General features: G+C 58.4%; 17 protein-coding genes and 1 pseudogene. 14 read left to right on the top strand and 4 right to left on the bottom strand.

The window, feature by feature from the left end:
• Positions 1–32: 32 nt before the first annotated feature.
• Entirely contained in the window at positions 33–851 is an 819-nt protein-coding gene (locus CAG33_RS22320; protein ID WP_085586500.1) for an alpha/beta fold hydrolase, read from the bottom strand.
• Positions 852–1,162: 311 nt separating this feature from the next.
• On the opposite strand from CAG33_RS22320, the gene CAG33_RS22315 reads away from it, so the two are divergent.
• The 12 genes and pseudogenes from CAG33_RS22315 to CAG33_RS22265 all read left to right on the top strand — a co-directional run bounded on the left by CAG33_RS22315 (position 1,163) and on the right by CAG33_RS22265 (position 10,460).
• Entirely contained in the window at positions 1,163–2,863 is a 1,701-nt protein-coding gene (locus CAG33_RS22315) for a ShlB/FhaC/HecB family hemolysin secretion/activation protein (protein ID WP_085640569.1), read from the top strand.
• Positions 2,864–2,888: 25 nt separating this feature from the next.
• A pseudogene (locus tag CAG33_RS28910) lies at positions 2,889–3,551 on the top strand (filamentous hemagglutinin N-terminal domain-containing protein); the annotation flags it as partial.
• A 23-nt stretch (positions 3,552–3,574) separates the two neighbouring features.
• The gene (locus CAG33_RS22310) at positions 3,575–5,830 is read left to right on the top strand and encodes a hemagglutinin repeat-containing protein (RefSeq protein ID WP_139833030.1); all 2,256 of its coding nucleotides are present in this window, start codon (positions 3,575–3,577) and stop codon (positions 5,828–5,830) included.
• Positions 5,827–6,342: a hypothetical protein gene (locus CAG33_RS22305; RefSeq protein WP_085640568.1), complete on the top strand. Its 516-nt coding sequence runs from the start codon at positions 5,827–5,829 to the stop codon at positions 6,340–6,342. The genes CAG33_RS22310 and CAG33_RS22305 overlap by 4 nt, the downstream gene beginning before the upstream one ends.
• Before the next feature lie 138 nt (positions 6,343–6,480).
• Positions 6,481–7,185, top strand: coding sequence for a hypothetical protein (locus CAG33_RS22300; RefSeq protein ID WP_139833031.1), 705 nt, complete (start codon positions 6,481–6,483; stop codon positions 7,183–7,185).
• A gap of 17 nt (positions 7,186–7,202) precedes the next feature.
• Positions 7,203–7,634 carry a hypothetical protein gene (locus tag CAG33_RS22295; RefSeq protein WP_085633313.1) on the top strand — a complete coding sequence of 144 codons (432 nt, stop codon included), beginning with the start codon at positions 7,203–7,205 and terminating at the stop codon, positions 7,632–7,634.
• A gap of 69 nt (positions 7,635–7,703) precedes the next feature.
• Positions 7,704–7,979, top strand: a complete 276-nt coding sequence (locus CAG33_RS22290) for a hypothetical protein (protein ID WP_085633315.1) — start codon at positions 7,704–7,706, stop codon at positions 7,977–7,979.
• On the top strand, positions 7,976–8,317 hold the full coding sequence (locus CAG33_RS22285; protein ID WP_085633318.1) for a hypothetical protein: 342 nt from the start codon (positions 7,976–7,978) through the stop codon (positions 8,315–8,317). The genes CAG33_RS22290 and CAG33_RS22285 overlap by 4 nt, the downstream gene beginning before the upstream one ends.
• 236 nt (positions 8,318–8,553) lie before the next feature.
• Entirely contained in the window at positions 8,554–8,895 is a 342-nt protein-coding gene (locus CAG33_RS22280; RefSeq protein ID WP_085640566.1) for a hypothetical protein, read from the top strand.
• Positions 8,896–9,066: 171 nt separating this feature from the next.
• Positions 9,067–9,258 carry a hypothetical protein gene (locus CAG33_RS28840; protein WP_256576750.1) on the top strand — a complete coding sequence of 64 codons (192 nt, stop codon included), beginning with the start codon at positions 9,067–9,069 and terminating at the stop codon, positions 9,256–9,258.
• A gap of 134 nt (positions 9,259–9,392) precedes the next feature.
• Positions 9,393–9,881: a hypothetical protein gene (locus tag CAG33_RS22270; RefSeq protein WP_085640564.1), complete on the top strand. Its 489-nt coding sequence runs from the start codon at positions 9,393–9,395 to the stop codon at positions 9,879–9,881.
• A 165-nt stretch (positions 9,882–10,046) separates the two neighbouring features.
• The gene (locus tag CAG33_RS22265; RefSeq protein ID WP_085633362.1) at positions 10,047–10,460 is read left to right on the top strand and encodes a hypothetical protein; all 414 of its coding nucleotides are present in this window, start codon (positions 10,047–10,049) and stop codon (positions 10,458–10,460) included.
• 165 nt (positions 10,461–10,625) lie between these two features.
• On the opposite strand, the gene CAG33_RS22260 is transcribed toward CAG33_RS22265, so the two are convergent.
• Together CAG33_RS22260 and CAG33_RS22255 are read right to left on the bottom strand one after the other, a co-directional pair.
• Positions 10,626–11,669 carry an LLM class flavin-dependent oxidoreductase gene (locus CAG33_RS22260; RefSeq protein WP_085586836.1) on the bottom strand — a complete coding sequence of 348 codons (1,044 nt, stop codon included), beginning with the start codon at positions 11,667–11,669 and terminating at the stop codon, positions 10,626–10,628.
• A gap of 68 nt (positions 11,670–11,737) precedes the next feature.
• Positions 11,738–12,223 (bottom strand): flavin reductase family protein, encoded by a 486-nt coding sequence (locus tag CAG33_RS22255; RefSeq protein WP_085640562.1) that lies wholly within the window; start codon positions 12,221–12,223, stop codon positions 11,738–11,740.
• Positions 12,224–12,546: 323 nt separating this feature from the next.
• On the opposite strand from CAG33_RS22255, the gene CAG33_RS22250 reads away from it, so the two are divergent.
• Both CAG33_RS22250 and CAG33_RS22245 read left to right on the top strand, forming a co-directional pair.
• Positions 12,547–13,953, top strand: a complete 1,407-nt coding sequence (locus CAG33_RS22250) for a cytosine permease (protein ID WP_085640560.1) — start codon at positions 12,547–12,549, stop codon at positions 13,951–13,953.
• A gap of 260 nt (positions 13,954–14,213) precedes the next feature.
• A complete protein-coding gene (locus tag CAG33_RS22245) occupies positions 14,214–15,314 on the top strand; it encodes a polyamine ABC transporter substrate-binding protein (protein WP_085586833.1) in 1,101 nt (366 codons plus the stop codon).
• Positions 15,315–15,365: 51 nt separating this feature from the next.
• Here the strand turns inward: CAG33_RS22245 and CAG33_RS22240 are convergent, their stop codons facing one another.
• Positions 15,366–16,343 carry a TerC family protein gene (locus CAG33_RS22240; protein WP_085640558.1) on the bottom strand — a complete coding sequence of 326 codons (978 nt, stop codon included), beginning with the start codon at positions 16,341–16,343 and terminating at the stop codon, positions 15,366–15,368.
• Between the last annotated feature and the right edge of the window lie 14 nt (positions 16,344–16,357).

Raw genomic sequence — 16,357 nt, 5'->3', positions numbered from 1 at the left:
AGGAAGGAAAACGGATCAGTCGCAGACCGCACTCAGCGGTTGAGGAACGCCAGCAGGTCTTCGTTCAGCGCTTGGGCGTGGGTCACCGCAAAGCCGTGGGGCGCGCCGGCATAGACTTTCAGTTCGGCGCCCTTGATCTGCTCGGCGGCCAGTTTGCCGGTGGTCTCGAACGGCACGATCTGGTCGTCGTCGCCGTGGATCACCAGGGTCGGCACATCGATCTTGGCCATGTCCGGACGGAAGTCGGTTTCCGAGAACGCGGTGACGCAATCCACGGTGCCTTTGAGCGAGGCCAGCAACGCGATGTTGAGGGTCTGGGTCAGCACGCCGTCGGAGACCGTCTGGCCCTTGTTGGTGCCGTAGAACGGCGCGGCGAAATCGGCGATGAACTGCGCACGGTCCTTCAGCAGGCCGGCCTTGATCCCGTCGAACACCGGCTTGCCGACGCCGGCGGCGAAGTCAGGCTTCTGGCCGAACAGCGGCGTCACCGCGCCGAGCAGCACCAGCCCGGACACCCGCGCGCTGCCATGGCGGGCGAGGTAGCGGCTGACGTCGCCGCCACCCATGGAGAAGCCGACCAGGGTCACGTCACGCAGGTCCAGGTGGTTGATCAACTGCGCGATGTCGTCGGCGAAGGTGTCGTAGTCGTAGCCGTTCCACGGCTGGTCGGACCGGCCGAAGCCACGGCGGTCGAACGCGATCGTGCGGTAGCCGCGGCTGCTCAGGTACTCCATCTGGTATTCCCACATGTCGGCGTCCAGCGGCCAGCCATGGCTGAACAGGACGGGCCGGCCGCTGCCCCAGTCCTTGTAGTAGATCTCGGTGCCGTCTTGGGTCAGGAACGTGCTCATGGAAACTCCTTGTGTTCGAGGGGAGGAGAGGAAGGCAGCGATCACTATCCACGCAAAGCGCGGCGGCTTCTTGTACGCAGGTGCTAAGTTTCCGGCGGGAAGGCTCCTCGCCGGAAAATTCGCAGTCCCGAGGGGCCGTTTTTCCCCGTTCGATCCGGGAAACATCCTGCATCCCTGTCGGAGTCGGACGATTTCGCCGCAACCGTTCGTCGGCGATACTGAGACGGTCAAGCGGCTAATTGACGCCAGAATAGTGGCTCCTTATGATGCGCCACCATTTTGATATCATTTTCTGTCTCGAGGGATCGAACATGTACCCATCTGCCCTCGCGGCGAGACTGGGCGTAGCTTTGCTGTGCCTTTCTCCACTTGCTTTCGCTGCCCCCACCCCCGGCGACACCGACCTGATCCGCGACCGCCAGAACCGCCTGCTCGAAGAGCAGCAGCGGCGACTGGAGGAGCTCAAGGACCTGCCGGGCAAGTCGGCCGAGCCGGCCAAGCCTGCCGCGCCCGCCGACACCCGCTGCTTTCAGATCGACGACATCGAGCTCAAGGGCGCCGACAGCCTGTCCGAGGGCGAGAAGGCCGGGTTGCTCAAGCCTTACATCGGGCAGTGCCTGGGCGTGCCGCAGCTCAACGAGCTGCTCAAGGTCATCACCGACCGCTACATCGAGAAGGGCCTGGTGACCAGTCGCGCCTACCTGCCGCAGCAGGATCTGTCCGGCGGGCACCTTAAGGTGCTGGTGGTCGAGGGCCGCCTCGAAGGCCTGAAGGGCGCCGAGAGCAGTGGGCTCTCGGAGCGCGAGCTGGCCATGGCGTTTCCCGGCAAGAGCGGCGAGCTGGTCAACCTGCGCGAGATCGAGCAGATGGTCGACCAGCTCAACCGCCTGCCGTCCAACCAGGCCAAGATGGAGCTGGCGCCGGGCAAGAACGTCGGCGGCAGCGAGGTGCTGGTCACCAACACGCCGCAGAAACCGTGGCGGGCGGGGTTGTCGCGCAGCAACGAGGGCCAGCGCAGCACCGGCGAGCAGCAGGGGGGCACCACCTTCGACTGGGACAGCCCCCTGGGCCTGGCCGATCAGCTGTCGCTGCGCGGCGGCCACGACGCGATGACCGACCACCAGCACACCTCCAACAACGCCATGCTGTCCTACAGCGTGCCGTGGGGCTGGTGGAACTTCAGCTACACCTACAGCCAGAGCGAGTACCGCTCGCAGATCGCCGCCAACGGCTACAACTTCAAGCAGACCGGCGACAGCGAAAACCATCAGTTGCACGCCGAGCGGGTGATCCACCGCGATTCGGTGAGCAAGACTTCCCTCAGCGGCGGCCTGTCTTACCTGCGCAGCAACAACTTCATCGAAGACAGCAAGCTGCGCCTGAGCAGCAACCGCATCAGCGAGGCGCAACTGGGCTTCAACCACGGCCGGCGGATCGGCGGCGCCTTCGTCAACTTCGACGCGGGCGTGCAGCAGGGCATCGGCGCCTTCGACGCCCAGGGCAGCCACGACCCGGGCCCCGGCGAGCCGGACGCCCGCTACCGCAAGTACACCGCGACCCTGAGCTACCTGCAGCCGTTCAAGCTGTGGGGCGAGTCCTTGAGCTTCAGCAGCCTGATGACCGGCCAGCGCAGCGAAGACGTGCTGTTCAGCCCGCAGCGCACCAGCCTCGGCGGGCTGTCGTCGATCCGCGGCTATAAGGATCAGTCGCTGTCCGGCGACAGCGGCGGCTACTGGCGCAACGACCTGCGCTGGACGCGGCCGGTCGACGTCGAATGGCTGCGCCCGGTGTTCGCCGAATACGGCACCAGCCTCGGCTACGACCAGGGCGTGATCCGGCGCGACCGCTACAACGGCGACCAGCACGGCCGCATGTCGAGCAACTCGCTGGAGCTGTTCGCCCGTGGCCAGCACGTCGCCGCGACGGTGACCTTCGCCCATTCCCTGGAACGCCCGGACGCGCTGCCTGAGCGCGAAGCGCCGATCTATTTCCGCCTCGACTTCTTCATCTGACCGCCGCCTGCCCCGAGACCCTGACATGGACATTCGCCAACTGACCTTCCTGGCCGGCCAACCCGCTGCTGCCGTCATTCCGCGCGAGCGCTTCTTGGGCATGCCCAAACGCGGGCTGGCGTTCCTGCTGGCGAACGTCATGTTCTGGCAGCCGTTGTGGGCGCAGGCGGACGGGATCGTGGTGGCCAACCCCGGCACCGGGCTGGACCGGGCCGGCAACGGCGTGCCGATCGTCAACATCGCCACGCCCAACGGCACGGGGCTGTCGCACAACCAGTTCAACGACTACAACGTCGGCGCCCAGGGGGTGATCCTCAACAACGCGGCCACCCAGACCGCCGCCACCCAACTGGGCGGCCACATCATCGGCAACCCGAACCTGAAGAACAGCGGCTCGGCCCAGACCATCCTCAACGAAGTGGTCGGCGGTAGCCCGAGCCAGCTGCGCGGCTACACCGAGGTGGCGGGGCAGTCGGCGCGGGTGATCGTGGCCAACCCCTACGGCATCACCTGCAACGGCTGCGGCTTCATCAACGCACCGCGGGTCACGCTGACCACCGGCAAGCCGGTGCTGGACAACGGGCGCCTCGACCGCTTCCAGGTCGACCAGGGCAGCGTCGCCATCGAAGGCGAGGGCCTGAACGCGAGCAACGTCGACCGCTTCGAGATCATCACCCGCAGCGCGAAGAGCAGACTTCGACGCCAGTTCAGCTGAATGCCGGCGGCAACATCACCCTCGATGCGAAAAACGACCTGACGCTGGTTGGAACCCAGGTCACTGCCGAGCGGGATATCACGCTCAAGGCCGCCAACGATCTCAATATTCTGTCGGCACAAAACGCTCACAGCAGTTCCAATGACCGTCGCAGTTGGGGAGCCGAAGGCGGGATCATGCTCGGTCAGGACGGATTCGGCATTTATGGTTCGGCGAACATCGGCATCGGCGATCTCAATCGCGAGGGGGTCGAACAACAGGAGGCCTACCTTTACGCCGGCAACAAACTGACCTTCGAAAGCAAGCGCGATACCACCATCGCAGGTGCGACCTTGCGCGGTGATGAGGTCACTGGCGTCGTTGGTCGCAACCTGGCCGTATCGTCAGTACCCAACACCGGAAAGGTCAGTGGGCAAGAGTTCGACTTGAGCGTTACCGGTTCGTTTGGCGGTGCAAGTGGTTCGGTGGGTTATGGCAGAACCACCGGGAAAACCAATTGGGTCGAAAACCAGACTGTCATCAGCGGCAAGAGCAAGGTCGATATCCGCACAGAGGATCACACCCAACTCGACGGCTCGGTCATAACCGCCGACAACGGCAATCTGAAGCTCGATACCGGAACTCTCGGTTTCCGCAACATCACCGGCAAGGACAACGAGCACAGTTACTACCTGAATGTCAGCGGCAGCTATAGCTCCAATGGCAACGCCCAGACCGACAAGCCGAACAAAGGCATGGAAGGTGATGACAAAAACAGCTGGGCAGTGGAGGGGTACAAGTACGACAAGGATCGTGAGCAGACTCTGAACGCGACGGTGGGCGCCGGCCAGATCACCGTCCGCAACGACAAGGTCACCGGGCAGGATTCTACGGCGGGTCTCAATCGTGACGTGAAAAAGGCGTACGAGATTACCAAGGATGAGGAACATCGTACGGATCTGTATGTGAGCAGCAGCTCTATCGATGCGATCAGACACCCGTTCGACACGCTGGATAAATGGGAAAAAAACGCCACCCATTTCACGGAAAACATGCGCAAGCAGGCCGAGGCCAGCGTCAACTTCCTGAACAACCTCAATCAGGCGATCAATGCGCAACTGGTCGATATCAACGACGTTTCCCCAACGCTGCGTAAGGAACTGGGGGATGAGCAGGCGCTTGCGATCACCAAGAACTTTGTTCGACAAGGACTCAGTCCTGATCAGATCGATGCCTTGCCTGAAAATGTCCTGACGGAGCTTGCGGACTTTGCGAAAGAGGCCGCGGATTACGAAAGTCGGGTCAAGAGCTGCAAAGAAGACAATACGTGCCCGAACATTGCCGTGTCCGAGATGCCGGCTGATCCGAACGTAATCAATTTGCCGGCGACCGAGATCGAGGGGCAACTGGCCACGCGCGGGCAAGTCGCTCTGGACAAAGTGGTGGGACTGATCCGGCTTACCAAAAACTTCTCATCGGAGAAAGTTGAAGCTACAGCCATCGCCATACAAGCGGTCATGGGGCCGATGAAGTTCCTGCTTGCCATGACGGCCAACGGTCTGCTCAACGCCGCTTATGGCGACAAGATCGATGAGTTGAAAGAAGCGGCTGCGATTGCGTTGGCGGCACAAATTGTGAAAGGCGACGAGGAGGTTCTGAAGAAGGACAACGACTACGCGAAAGAGCAGCACAGACAGGGCAATCCCAACTACGAGTTTGAGGGTGACAATTATGTGGTCGCGACGCGCTTCCTGATTGACGCCGTATTGGGTGAGTTCAAGGCGCTCGGCATCAAGAGCGGTGGGCGAATCCTCCAGATCGTGGACAAAAAAGGCCCTCTGGACGGAACTCCCCGTCGAGAGATGAGCAAAGAAACTCTGGACGCGCTGGAGAAAAAGTTTGGCGCGGACCTGGCGAAGCAGGCGGGCGGTCTTTCGCCTGAAACGACAGCCTTGGCCCTTTCCAATCTCTCACGTGTGGATCATTCGGCACGACACTTGATTGACGCGGGCATCATCACCGCCAATGCCGGTTCGAAAGCCGCGAGGGAAAGTTTCAGGGAAATCGCGGAAAACGTATTGACCAACCCGACAAAGACCTTCGATCACGTCATGTCCCAGGGTGGGCAGGCGGTGAAGGGGTACTACGGGAAGATCGATGGCAAGGATGTGGTAATTTACGTTGCGAAAGAGCCGAAAGGAAAGATCAAGGTAGGTGATCTCGTGACGGCTATTCAGCCAACACCTCAGCAAATGGTGAATTTTGGATTATGAAAACGGCTGAATGTCTCGGAATTTTCTGGAGCGACAAGGATCCGGCTACCGGCAATGTTTGTCAGGATGAAGTCAGTGGCCTGATATTTTATGGTTACTGGTCACAAGGCTTTTCGTCTGAATTCGCCAACCGGTTGGCGGCATTCGAGGCCATCTGGCAGGGGCGGGCGCAGTTCAATCCACGGTTATGGGAGGATGCCTCCCTGAGCGATCTTTCGGTGGAGGTCAGGATTCTCGCCTGGCCTTCCGACAGCGAGTGGCCTTCGCTGATTGAGCGCTCGCTGGCGTGGTTCGTCAGTCTGGGCGCCACCATCGCGTGGTGCGGAACGGAATACAGCAGCCCGTCAATTGAAGTGTTCAGCCTTGATGACGATCAATGGGCCGGGAGTGTGTATGCCGCCTACAGCAACGCAACCGGACTGCTCCTGGGCTCCGGTTTGTCCGCCGATTACAGGGAGCTCGAAGCGGTCGAGCTGAATCATGCCTACAAAGCAGCGTTCGGGCTTGTCTGAAAAGCGCCTTTCGTCTGGTTCTTTGAGTAGTCCGGGCTACTTGGGGTAGAGCGGCGGCAACCCGCTGTCGCCCACCGAAAAAGAAAGGGGACGAATCTATTTAATGCCAGTACCTTGCCTGCCGACAAGGTGGAGCAGATGAAGACGGTTGCCATCGGTGCGCAGGCGATAGTGGGGCCGATGAAGTTTGCACTGAACCTGGCTGCGAACGGCATCATGAATCTGGCCGCTGGCGAGCAGATTGAGGAGTACAAATCAAAAGCGGCCTTCAATCTGACCGTGTTTTTTACCGGAAGAAACACAGAGGAAGAGATTAAAGCCCTGGACGCGAGCAATGAGCTTGCGAAGATCGAACACGCCAAAGGGAACAAGGACTACCCTCTCGATGGCGATGGACAGGTTGTCGCTTCACGGTTTTTGATTGATGCTGTGTTAGGTGAATTCAAGTCGATTGGCGCCAAGGCTGGCGGTCGGGTAGTGGAAGTCACCAGGAAAAAGAGTCCAAAAGGCATACAGAAGATTCCTGGCTTTGGAGAGATAGATGATTTCATTGCATCACAATCGACTAACCTTAACAAAAAGCTTGGAGCAAAAATTGGTGAAGGTCGGTTACCCTATGAAAGAAGTAGGGCTGGGGTAGAACAGGCTAAAGCGACAGTTAAAGAAACTTTGGAGAACGCCACCTCTGTGAGTCCACTGATCCCCAGCTCAACTGTTCGAGGAGGTTACGATCTAATTCATGTATACAGCTCCAAGACGAATAGCACCGTAAGTCTGCGAGTGTTGCCGGGCGGAAAGTATGAGTTTGATATATTGATTCCAGAAAAGTCATCCAGGTTTTAATATGGGGGCGAAATCCTGTGCTGATTAATGAATTGTTGCGTGATGTCAGGTTTCGCTCGTTTTTTCTGAGTGGAAGTTTGGTTTGTGAGTTTTTAGTATTGTTTTTTAAGGTTTCTATTTCTGGGTGGGTATCTCTAACGATTGGCGAAGGAGTATTAAAGTTTGTAGCGTTGGATTCAGATCCGGAATTGCTGGAGTTGTCGGAAATAAATGATGATTTTGCGTACCCTATTAAGTCGTTGAATGGGTTGGATAAGTTTCTGGGGTTGAAGATTTTGGCGGTGTATGAATACAGGTTGAGCGGTGTCGATGAAGGTTGCATTGGAGTGTATTTGGATTTTGGCGACTGCGGGTTTAGTGTGGTTGAGTCTGATGGCTGTCTGTCAGTTATAGATGGCGCTGTTCAATTTTCAAGTGATAATGTTTTGCTGTGTAAAGTTGGAGTTTAGTTGGTGGTAACGGGTTTGGTTCTGACCCAGCATCGCCTCCTGTTCGGCCTGATATTCAAAAAATAAAAAATGGAGGATTTCTTCAGTATGCCTGGGTTCGGCTCAGAATTAGCCGATGCCACACGAAAAACATCGAAGAGAGTTCAAGGGCAGCCTGTCTACGAAGTGACTTCGAAGAATCCGCCATTAAGGAAAGGCGACCAGATTTATCTTGATAATGCTCATAATGATCACCTTGAGGTTTTCGACAAATTTAACGATGTGAGGCTTGTGTTGAATTTTGATGGTTCGGTGAATCAAGACAAGACGGATAAAGCCAAGGCGGAAAAAAGGAAACTGAGATGAATGACTTTGAATCGGTGAAAAGCCTGATCATCCAGACGATTAAAGAGAGGTCAGGTAGTTTCGATGGTGACAGCCTAGAAGCTGATTACAGAATGAACTGGGATGAAGACCTGTCGGAAGTGCTGGAGTACGTCCTCTGCAATATGTCTAATGCGGCATTCGCTAAACAGAGTGGAGATGACGTTATGTTGAAAGTGGCACTGATGAATTCATGTATACGTCTCAAGGAATTGTTTTTCTTTTTCAGGGATATCCAGGACGATCTGGAGGCCTTTGTCCTAGAATCGGGTTGGCCAGAGGTCCCAGAGGGATATGTATATAAAGAAAAACTGAAATGATCGGCGCTCTGATTGATCAGTAGGTTAAACAAGCAAGGGAGTGTAAAAGTCTGAAAAAGGGTAGTCGGTGGTCGGTGATCATGGAGTATTTATTGCTTAAGTGGAGCGAATGGTTGGTGCCGGTGGGGATCTTGTGAGGGAGAGTAAGTAAAAGTTAAGTTCAAGTGCTGATAGGAAAATACCTTGCTTGGGTTGGAACTGGAAATGAGGGGTTACGGGTGGAAAAGGAAACTGAAATGAATAACTTTGAATCGGTGAAAAGTCTGATTATTCAGACGATTAAGGAGAGGTCAGGTAGTTTCGATGGTGACAGCTCAGAGGCTGATTACGGAATGAACTGGGATGATAAACTGTCGGAGTCGCTGGATTACGTCTTTTGCAATATGTCTAATGCGGCATCCGCTAAAAAGAGCCGAGATGACGTTATGTTGCGAGTGGCACTGCTGCGCTCTTGTATACGTCTCAAGGAATTATCGTTTTTTTTCAGGGATATCCATGACGATCTGGAGGCCTTTATCCTAGAACCGGGTTGGCCAGAGATCCCAGAGGGATACGTATATAGAGAAAAACTGAAATAATCGCGCCCTCTGATTGATTGGTTAAGTAAGCAAGGATGTGTGAAAAGCTGGAGGTAATAGTATGCTTACGCAAGATTTCGAACTCGTCCAAAAAGTTTTTGAACTGGTAGAGGCAGGATAATCCACGGTTATGATGCCTTTCGATACAATGTCGAGTGGGGAGGAAACTATATGGAGACTGAACTTGCCGTTGAAAAAGATGGATCAGAAAATTGGAGCGCTGAAACCGATTTCAATATTTCAAAAATTTATGCGTTGGTAGAGCAGCTACATGGAAATGCAACTGCTCGTGGCGAGCCGTGGGCGTCCTTTGTCTTGTCTTATCGCGAAGGCGAGCAAGTGAAGATAAACTTTACATACTAAGCAGCGAAAGAAAGGGGACGAATCTATTTAATGCGATGATCAATTCAATAAACCTGACCCTTTTCACCCTTTATTCGTTAACGCGCCCACGATCTGAATCGCCGACCTTGACCAGAGCAAACGGAACTCTCTCATTGCACCATTCGAACTACCCCCGCCTAAAGGTATTCCTGGCCTTTCTTCTGTGCCCGTTGGTCCCTGGCTTCGTCGCCGGGATCGTCAAGACCGTTGCGACGGTTGCCCATCTGGCCATGAACCCGAGGCTGATCGGTGAGATGGGGCCGGAGCTGATGTTGATGCCGTTCCTCGCGCCCGTGCTGGCGCTGTTGATTTTCATCGTGCCGTTTCTGCTTTTCTCTTCGGTGATTACGGGGCTGAAAGTGACGAGAACGGTGCGAACCTGTGCGATGGTTGCGTTGGTGGGCGCCTGTGTCGCCACGTTGTGGGTCGTTCCGTTTGTGGTCGCCGTTTCCCGGGATGACCCACGGGGGAATGGCCTGGAATATGCCTTGGAGTTGGCCGGGCTGTTTGCTGTCTCGACGGCCACGTGCTGGCTGACCGCACGTTTCTTTTTGCCGGAGCCGGTCAGTCTTGAGGTCGATTCCGGTCCGGGTGTCGATTGATCCCCGCGCCACTGATTCAGAATCCCAACGCAAACGCCCCGAACAATGTCGGGACGTCTTCATTAATGTTGAGGCTGTAGAGAAAGGGGCATATCTATTTGAAGTGGGAAGCAATTTAATCGATGTGTCCACGTTCTTAATAAGCCTTGATTGTCGAGGATGTTCATGAAGCTCAAGTTTTATCATCAGCCAGGCGGAACCTATCCTGAAGTCGGGCAGATATTCCATGCGGTAGCTGAAGTGGTTTCAACGGATGAAGAGGCGTCGCGCTACGAGCTCTATGTCTGCAGTGTTCTCAGTGCGATCGCTCAGATCCCAAAGGATTGCGATCGATTGCTGACTGCCATTGAGTCGGTAGAGACAGGCGAGCAGGAGTCCGTCAGCGATGGTGGCAATGATGTTCTGCTGAACATTGATGCGAGCGCTGTGCAAGTCGATATTCTGGTCAACGATGACTGGGTGGGTCAGCCTGAGGGCAGGTTTACTCTTCAGGAGTGGCGTAAAGTGCTCGAAGGATGGAAATATCTTTTGGAGCTACCCAAAGGTTCCGCGCAAGTTGTGATGGTCGAGTTGCCATAGGCAAACGGTTGACCGCGCGCTTCTTTTTGCCTGAGCCGGTCAGTCTTGAGGTCGATTCCGGTCAGGGTGTCGATTGATCCCAGCGCAAATTATTCAGGCCCCCTACGCAAACGCCCCGAACGATGTCGGGGCGTTTTCATGTGTCGGGTTCAATAGCCGGGGTGTTTAGCGGAACGCCGGCACCACGTGCTTGATGAACAGCTCCAGCGATTTCTTTTTCTCCGCGTGGGGCAGGCTGTTGTCGCACCAGAAGCTGAACTCGTCCACGCCCAGCTCCTTGTAGTACTTGATCCGCGGAATGATTTCTTCCGGCGTACCGATCATTGCGGTCTTGTGCAGGCTTTCCAGTTCGAATTCCGGGCGGCCGGCGAATTTCTCTTCCGGGCTGGGGGCGAGGAAGCCGTTGACCGGGACTTCCTTGTTGCCGAACCACGCGTCGAACGTGCGGTAGAAGCGTGAGATGGCCTTGGCGCCGACTTTCCAGCCGTCCGGATCGTCAGCGGTGTGCACGTGGGTGTGGCGCAGCACCATGAGTTGCGGGCGCGGCACGCCGGGGTTGTTGTCCAGAGCGGCCTGGAATTTGTTCTTCAGGTCGACGACTTCTTCGTCGCCCTTCATCAGCGGCGTGACCATCACGTTGCAGCCGTTGGCCACGGCGAAGTTGTGGGAGTCCGGGTCGCGGGCGGCGATCCACATCGGCGGGTTGGGCTTCTGCACCGGTTTCGGCACGCTGGTGGAGGTCGGGAATTTCCAGATGTCGCCGTTGTGGGCGTAGTCGCCTTGCCACAAGGCGCGCACCACCGGAACCATTTCCCGCAGGGCCTGGCCGCCGGCCGATGCGGGCATGCCGCCGGCCATGCGGTCGAACTCCACCTGATAGGCGCCGCGGGCCAGGCCGACTTCCATCCGGCCGTTGCTGATCACGTCGAGCAGGGCACATTCGCCGGCCACCCGCAGCGGGTGCCAGAACGGCGCGATGATGGTGCCGGCGCCCAGGTGGATGGTGGTGGTCTTGGCCGCCAGGTACGCCAGCAGCGGCATCGGGCTCGGCGAGATGGTGTATTCCATGGCGTGGTGTTCGCCGATCCACACGGTACTGAAACCGCCGGCCTCCGCCATCAGGGTCAGTTCGGTCAGGTCTTCGAACAGTTGGCGGTGGCTGACGCTTTCGTCCCAGCGTTCCATGTGTACGAACAGGGAAAATTTCATGACGCTACCTCGGATCTCTTGTTGTTGGCCGGTCGCTGTCGGGCCTGTTTAACGGCAACCGGTTGGGGTCAGGCGAAAACGGGCAGGGCGCCCATCTTGCCGTGGCAATACACCAGCGGTCCTGCGTCTTGCTCGGGCACGATCAGGTTCTTCACCGCGCCGACCATGATGGCGTGGTCGCCGCCCTCGTATTCGCGCCACAACTCACATTCGATGATAGCCGTGGCGTTGGCCAGGATCGGGTTGCCCAGCTCGCTCAACGTCCATTCGATGCCCTGGGCCTTGTCCTTGCCTTTGCGGGCGAACGCGTAGGCCTCGCTCTGCTGGCCGCCGGACAGCACGTGGATGGCGAAGCGTTTGCTCTTGATCAGGACAGGGTAGGAGTCGGAGCTGTAGTTGGGGCAGAACAGCACCAGGGCGGGATCCATCGACAGCGAGCTGAAGGCGCTGGCGGTCAGGCCGACGATCTGGCCGTCGTCATCCAGGGTGGTGATGACGGTTACGCCGGACGGAAACGAACCCATGACTTGTTTGTAGAGGGCGGCATCGATCATTGGACGATCCTCGGATGGGGTGACGCGGTTTTTATGTGTTTGTGGGTCTGATGGTATACCGTAATACATCGTTTGCAAGCGCTTTTTTGATGAAACGATAAACGCGGCGCTTTCGTCGGAAACTCAGGGTTTACGGGGCTTTTCCGTAGCCGCAGGGGTTTGGGATCAGGGAGGATGGCGGATCAGATGACGCGCCGAACAGCGGATCAGTCTTGTGTAAATGTTGGAATACCATAATATGGTGTTCGCTCAGGATGGGCGGCGAATCCCTCCTGGTTTGGCTTCATACAAAGATAAAAACAGACAAGCTCGAGTTCATGCATATGTCCCAGATGTCCCGGCAAGATCCGTTGATCGAGAATCACACGGTCGACTACGTCCCACTCGCGGAACGCCACGGGAAGGCCCGCGACCTGTTCACCCTGTGGTTCAGCACCAACATCGCGCCGCTGCCCATCGTCACCGGCGCCATGGTGGTTCAGGTGTTTCACTTGGATCTGTTCTGGGGGCTGCTGGCGATTGTGCTGGGGCACCTGATCGGCGGCCTGGTGATCGCCCTGGCGTCGGCCCAGGGGCCGCGCATGGGCATTCCGCAGATGGTGCAGAGCCGCGGCCAGTTCGGCCGTTACGGCGCGCTGCTGATCGTGTTCTTCGCGGCGGTCATCTACATCGGCTTCTTCATTTCCAACATCGTGTTGGCCGGCAAGTCCATCGTCGGCATCGCGCCGTCGGTGCCGGCGCCGCTGAGCATCCTGATCGGGGCCCTCGGCGCCACGGCCATCGGCGTGATCGGCTACAACTTCATCCATACCCTCAACCGCATCGGTACGTGGGTGATGGGCAGCGCGCTGCTGGCCGGGTTCCTCTACATCTTCGCCCATGACCTGCCGGCGGACTTCTTCACCCGCGGCAGCTTCAACCTGTCCGGCTGGCTGGCCACGGTGTCGCTGGGGATCATCTGGCAGATCAGCTTCTCGCCTTACGTGTCCGACTATTCGCGTTACCTGCCGGCGGACATCGGCATCGCCAAGCCGTTCTTCGCCACCTACCTGGGGGCGACGCTGGGCACGATCCTGTCGTTCGCCTTCGGTGCGGTGGCCGTGCTGGCGGCGCCGGAAGGCACCGAGGCGATGGCGGCGGTCAAGCTCTCCACCGGTTGGCTGGGGCCGATCCTGATGGTGCTGTTCCTGCTCAACATCATCAGCCACAACGCCTTGAATCTGTACGGCGCGGTGCTGTCGATCATCACCTCGATCCAGACCTTCGCCAGCCAATGGACGCCGAGTGTCAAGGTACGTGTGGCGCTGTCGAGCGTGGTGCTGGCGGGCTGCTGTGTGGTGGCGCTGGGCGCGTCGGCGGACTTCATTTCCCAGTTCATCGGCCTGATTCTCGCGCTGCTGTTGGTGCTGGTGCCGTGGGCGTCGATCAACCTAATCGACTTCTACCTGATCAAGCGCGGCCGCTACGACATCGCGTCGATCTTCCGCGCCGACGGCGGCCTCTACGGGCGCTTCAACCTGCACGCGATCATCGCCTACTTCATCGGCATCCTGGTGCAGCTGCCGTTCGCCAACACGTCGCTGTACGTCGGGCCTTACGCCAATCTGGTGGACGGCGCGGACCTGTCGTGGCTGGTGGGGCTGGCCGTAACCTGCCCGCTGTACTACTGCCTGGCGACCCGCAGCCAGCCACAGCGCAGCGGGCGGGCGCAGTTCAGCTACACGGACTGATCCGCAAGCGCCTCACCCGCAATGCCCGGCCCTACGCCGGGCATTGTCGTTTCCGCACTGCGGCGGTCACTCAAATTGGCCGTTTCGATCCCCTTTTGGCCAACCGGCCACTGTGCCCGGCCAGCGCCGTCGGCAAGAATCGGACGCAACCGACAAGAACAACAGGATGCCGCAACACCTTGCCCTTGGCTGACGATCAGCCGCTGCCGTGTACAGAACAACAAAACCATCGAACTCACGCCGCTTCAGGGGAAACAACCATGGTCACGATCAAACGCATGCTGGGCGCCACCGTGTGCGGGCTGACGCTGCTGGCCAGCGCCGTCCAGGCCGAACAGCGCGAATTGCGGGTCTACAACTGGGCGGACTACATCCTGCCGTCCGTGCCCAAGGATTTCGCTGCCAACAGCGGGATCAAAGTGACCTGGGACACCTTCGACACCAACGAATCCCTGGAGGCGAAACTGCTGACCGGCAACTCCGGCTACGACCTGGTGGTGCCTTCGAACCAGTTCCTCGACACCCAGATCAAGGCCGGCGTGTTCCAGAAGCTCGACAAGTCCAAATTGCCGAACTGGCAACACCAGGATCCGGCGCTGCTCAAGCTGCTGGACGCCAACGACCCCGGCAACCAATACGGCGTGCCCTACATGTACGGCACGGTGCTGATCGGCTTCAACCCGGCCAAGGTCAAGGCGGCGCTGGGTGAGAATGCGCCGGTGGACAGCTGGGATCTGGTGTTCAAGCCCGAGAACATGGAAAAGCTCAAGTCCTGCGGCGTGGCGATGCTCGATTCGCCGTCGGAGATCCTGCCGCTGGCCCTGCATTATTTGGGGCTGGACCCGAACAGCCAGAACCCGGATGACTACGAAAAGGCTAAGGCGCTGATGCTGAAGGTTCGGCCGTATGTCACCTACTTCAACTCGGCGAAGTACATGACCGACATCGCCAACGGCGACATCTGCGTGGCCATCGGCTACTCGGGCAGCTTCTATCAGTTCGGCAACCGGGCGAAGGAGGCGGGCAACGGCGTGGTGGTCGACTGGCGCCTGCCGAAGGAGGGCGCGCCGATCTGGTTCGACACGTTCGCCATTCCGAAGAGCGCGCAGAACGTGGCCGAGGCCCATGAGTTCCTGAACAACCTGCTCGATCCCAAGGTGATCGCGCCGATCAGCGATTTCCTCGGCTACCCGAACGCCAACAAGGATTCGATGGCCCTGATCAACAAGGACATCACCGAAAACCCCAACCTGACGCCGACCCCTGCGGCGCTGGCGAAGCTCTACGTGGTGCAGCCGCTGCCGCAGAAGCTGGAGCGGGTGCGCACGCGGGTGTGGACGAGCATCAAGTCCGACAAGTAAGAGCGGGGCTTGTGTGTGGTGAGGGAGCAAACGCCCTCACCACAACGCAAATCACCGGGCATCCGGCTCGGCGGCAGCCTTGCTCCGGCTGACGATCAGGCTCAAGACCACCGACAGCAGAATCACCCCGCCCACCACCGCCAGCGACCATTCCACCGGCATGTGGAACCACGGCATGAGCGTCATCTTGCCGCCGATGAACACCAGCACCAGCGCCAAACCGTACTTGAGCAGATGGAAGCGGTCGGCCATGTCCGCCAGCAGGAAATACAGCGCCCGCAGGCCCATGATCGCGAAGATGTTCGAGGTGAACACGATGAACGGGTCGGTGGTGACGGCGAAGATCGCCGGGATGCTGTCGACCGCGAACATCAGGTCGCTGGCCTCGATCAGCACCAGCACCAGGAACATCGGCGTGGCCCAGCGCACGCCGTTCTGCACCACAAAGAAACGCTCGCCGTGAAACCCGTGGGTGATGCGCAGATGCCCGCGCACCCAGCGCAGCAGCGGGTTCTTGTCCAGGTCCGGCTGGTGCTCGGCGAACATCAGCATCTTGATCCCGGTGACGATCAGGAACGCGCCGAACACATACAAGAGCCAGGCGAACTGCGACACCAGCCACACGCCGGCGAAGATCATCGCCGCGCGCATCACGATGGCCCCGAGCACGCCGTACAGCAGCACCCGACGCTGCAGCTCCGGCGGCACGGCGAAGTAGCCGAAGATCATCACGAACACGAACATGTTGTCGATCGACAGCGATTGCTCGATCAGGTAACCGGTGAGGAACTCCAGGGTTTTGACCTTGGCGATTTCAGGGCCGAACTCGCCGTTCAGGTACCACCAGAGCAGCCCGGCGAAGGCCAGCGCCAGCGCGCACCAGGCGATCACCCAGCCTGACGCTTCGCGCACCGACACCCGATGGGCCTTGCGCCCGCCGAACACGAACAGGTCCAGGGCCAGCATGGCGAGGACGAAGACAATGAAGGCGCCCCACATCCAGGGCTCGCCGATGTTGATGGGTTGCATGCCGTTCTCCCTGT

Source organism: Pseudomonas sp. B3(2017) (assembly GCF_002113595.1).
GTDB lineage: Bacteria > Pseudomonadota > Gammaproteobacteria > Pseudomonadales > Pseudomonadaceae > Aquipseudomonas > Aquipseudomonas ekonensis.
This window is presented reverse-complemented; position numbering and strand designations above follow the sequence as displayed.

Coding starts and splice junctions, on each gene's coding strand:
- CAG33_RS22265 (WP_085633362.1), top strand. CDS start 10,047: ATGAAGCTCAAGTTTTATCATCAGCCAGGCGGAACCTATCCTGAAGTC.
- CAG33_RS28840 (WP_256576750.1), top strand. CDS start 9,067: ATGGAGACTGAACTTGCCGTTGAAAAAGATGGATCAGAAAATTGGAGC.
- CAG33_RS22240 (WP_085640558.1), bottom strand. CDS start 16,343: ATGCAACCCATCAACATCGGCGAGCCCTGGATGTGGGGCGCCTTCATT.
- CAG33_RS22305 (WP_085640568.1), top strand. CDS start 5,827: ATGAAAACGGCTGAATGTCTCGGAATTTTCTGGAGCGACAAGGATCCG.
- CAG33_RS22300 (WP_139833031.1), top strand. CDS start 6,481: ATGAAGACGGTTGCCATCGGTGCGCAGGCGATAGTGGGGCCGATGAAG.
- CAG33_RS22260 (WP_085586836.1), bottom strand. CDS start 11,669: ATGAAATTTTCCCTGTTCGTACACATGGAACGCTGGGACGAAAGCGTC.
- CAG33_RS22245 (WP_085586833.1), top strand. CDS start 14,214: ATGGTCACGATCAAACGCATGCTGGGCGCCACCGTGTGCGGGCTGACG.
- CAG33_RS22255 (WP_085640562.1), bottom strand. CDS start 12,223: ATGATCGATGCCGCCCTCTACAAACAAGTCATGGGTTCGTTTCCGTCC.
- CAG33_RS22320 (WP_085586500.1), bottom strand. CDS start 851: ATGAGCACGTTCCTGACCCAAGACGGCACCGAGATCTACTACAAGGAC.
- CAG33_RS22290 (WP_085633315.1), top strand. CDS start 7,704: ATGGAGGATTTCTTCAGTATGCCTGGGTTCGGCTCAGAATTAGCCGAT.
- CAG33_RS22280 (WP_085640566.1), top strand. CDS start 8,554: ATGAATAACTTTGAATCGGTGAAAAGTCTGATTATTCAGACGATTAAG.
- CAG33_RS22250 (WP_085640560.1), top strand. CDS start 12,547: ATGTCCCAGATGTCCCGGCAAGATCCGTTGATCGAGAATCACACGGTC.
- CAG33_RS22315 (WP_085640569.1), top strand. CDS start 1,163: ATGTACCCATCTGCCCTCGCGGCGAGACTGGGCGTAGCTTTGCTGTGC.
- CAG33_RS22285 (WP_085633318.1), top strand. CDS start 7,976: ATGAATGACTTTGAATCGGTGAAAAGCCTGATCATCCAGACGATTAAA.